Source organism: Mycobacterium sp. E2462, assembly GCF_001672685.1.
GTDB lineage: Bacteria > Actinomycetota > Actinomycetes > Mycobacteriales > Mycobacteriaceae > Mycobacterium.
On record NZ_LZKC01000426.1, the window covers coordinates 1 to 2158 of the forward strand.

Annotated in this window: 4 protein-coding genes; 1 reads left to right on the forward strand and 3 read right to left on the reverse strand. The window is 69.6% G+C overall.

The window, feature by feature from the left end:
• The 3 genes from A5714_RS21840 to A5714_RS21850 all read right to left on the reverse strand — a co-directional run.
• The coding region (locus tag A5714_RS21840) for an alcohol dehydrogenase catalytic domain-containing protein (RefSeq protein WP_156747438.1) at window positions 1-202 on the reverse strand (202 nt) is incomplete at its 3' end.
• Window positions 203-211: 9 nt separating this feature from the next.
• Window positions 212-424, reverse strand: a complete 213-nt coding sequence (locus A5714_RS21845; RefSeq protein WP_068068552.1) for a molybdopterin-binding protein — start codon at window positions 422-424, stop codon at window positions 212-214.
• Between the two features lie 71 nt (window positions 425-495).
• A complete protein-coding gene (locus A5714_RS21850; protein ID WP_068288790.1) occupies window positions 496-1113 on the reverse strand; it encodes a TetR/AcrR family transcriptional regulator in 618 nt (205 codons plus the stop codon).
• A 129-nt stretch (window positions 1114-1242) separates the two neighbouring features.
• Between A5714_RS21850 and A5714_RS21855 the strand changes: the two genes are divergently transcribed.
• The coding region (locus A5714_RS21855) for a cytochrome P450 (protein WP_068288793.1) at window positions 1243-2158 on the forward strand (916 nt) is incomplete at its 3' end.

The following is a 2158-nucleotide window of genomic DNA, read 5'->3' on the forward strand; positions in this document are numbered from 1 at the left end:
CCGACGCCTCGTGGCCCTGCGTCACGACCGGACGCTGGGCCGGAAACGTCCCGTTGATCAGGCTGAGGTCGGAGTGGCAGATGCCGCAGAACGCGACCTTGACCAGAACTTCGCCCGGGCCCGGCTGCGGAATCGGAACATCTTCCAGCACAACCGTTTTAGTGTCCGCGTAGAAGCGCTCGGCGCGCATGGTCGAAGCCATGTCGCGATGTTACTCGACGCCGATGGTGACTTCCGTCGACTTGATGAACACTGTCGCCGACTGGCCCACCTGCAAATCGAGGTCGGTCGCGGCGTCCCTGGTGATGGAGGAGGTGATGACCTGGTCGCCGCCGTCGAGCTGCACCTTCACGACGGCCATCACGGCGCCGAGGTCGACCTCGGTGATGATTCCCTTGAGCTGGTTTCGCGTCGATAGCCGCATCGCAAGGTCCTTTGGTGAGGGTGGGTCGGGGACTGCGGTGAGCCTAGCCCCGCGACGCGTCGTTGCGGCGGTTAACGCCGCGGGCCGAGCAGGGCGATCGACGCGTCGACCGCGGGGTCGACGATGCCGCGCACCGGCCTGCCGTCCTCGACGGCCAGCGCCGTCAGCTCCCGCAGGCCGCCGAGCAGGATCACGGCCAGCGGCGTGGTCAGCGGCGGCAGCTCGGCGCGCCGGAAGCCCGGGCTGGCGCTGAGGTCGATGAGCAGGCTCGACAGCAGTTCGAGCCCGCGCCGCTGCACCGGGCGGGCGGCGGCGCCCAGCGAGGGCAGCTCGCGGATCCAGCTCAACGTGATGGCCGGGCGGGACTCGATGTAGCCGACGTAGGCCTCGACGGCCTGCCGGATCTGCTCGTGCCAATCGGCTTCGGGATCCACCGTCGCCTGGATGCGGCCCCCGAGCCGCTCGATGTCGGTGGCCAGCAGCTCGAGGAAGCACTCCTCTTTGCCGGCGAACTGGTCGTAGAACGTGCGCTTGGACGTGCGGGCGTGACGGACGACGTCGGCGACGGTGCTGGCGCGGTAGCCACGCTCGGTGATCGAGGCGGCCAGACCGTCGAGCAGCCGGAGCCGGAACGGATCGACCGTCGCGGCGGCCGGATCGCCCGTCGCGGTGCGCGCTGCTGCCGTCATAGCGGTGGCCCCCTTTCCGGCAGAAGCTTGTCACGCTCGGTACACCAGAGTACCGTCCCTGTCTAGAACCGCGGTACATCGCAGTACCAAGCCTGCGGCCGCTTGCGCACAGTTGGGAGCAGCAGCGCCATGAGCGAACTAGTGACCGCCGCACCGGCGTCGCCCGCCGTCCACCTGCCCCCGGCCACGCGTCTCCCAAAGATGGCGCAGGGTCTGGGTTTTGCCGCGTCGCGACGCAGCATGATGCAGTGGCTGAGCCGCCGTCACGGGGACGTGTTCGGACTGCGGCTGCCCATGTACGGCCGCGTGGTGGTGGTCGGCGATCCGCAGCTGGCCAAGCAGATCTTCACCACCAGCCCCGACGAGCTGGGCAACATCCAACCCAACCTCAGCCGCCTGTTCGGGTCGGGATCCGTCTTCGGGCTCGACGGCGAGGCGCACCGCCGCCGGCGGCGCCTGCTGGCCCCGCCGTTTCACGGCAAGAGCATGAAGAACTACGAGGCGATCATCGAGGAAGAGACGTTGCGTGAGGCCGCCGGCTGGCCCGAAGGCGAGCCTTTCGCGACGCTGCCGTCGATGATGCACATCACGCTCAACGCGATCCTGCGCGCCGTGTTCGGGGCCGAAGGCGCCGAACTCGACGAGCTGCGCCGGCTCATCCCGCCGTGGGTCACGCTGGGGTCGCGCATGGCGACGGTGCCCAAACCCAAACGCAGCTACGGGCGCTACACGCCCTGGGGGCGGCTGGAACTGTGGCGCAGCCAGTACGACCGCGTCATCGGCACGCTGATCGACGCCGAGCGGGCGGACCCGCATTTCGAGGGCCGTACCGACGTTCTGGCGCTGCTGCTGCGCAGCACCTACGAGGACGGAAGCGCCATGTCCGCCAAAGACATCGGCGACGAGCTGCTCACCCTGCTGGCCGCCGGCCACGAGACGACGGCCGCCACCCTGGCGTGGGCGTTCGAGCGGCTGACCCGGCACCCGGACACGCTGGCCGCGCTGGCGCGCGAGGCCGACGACGGCGGCAACGACCTGCGGCAGG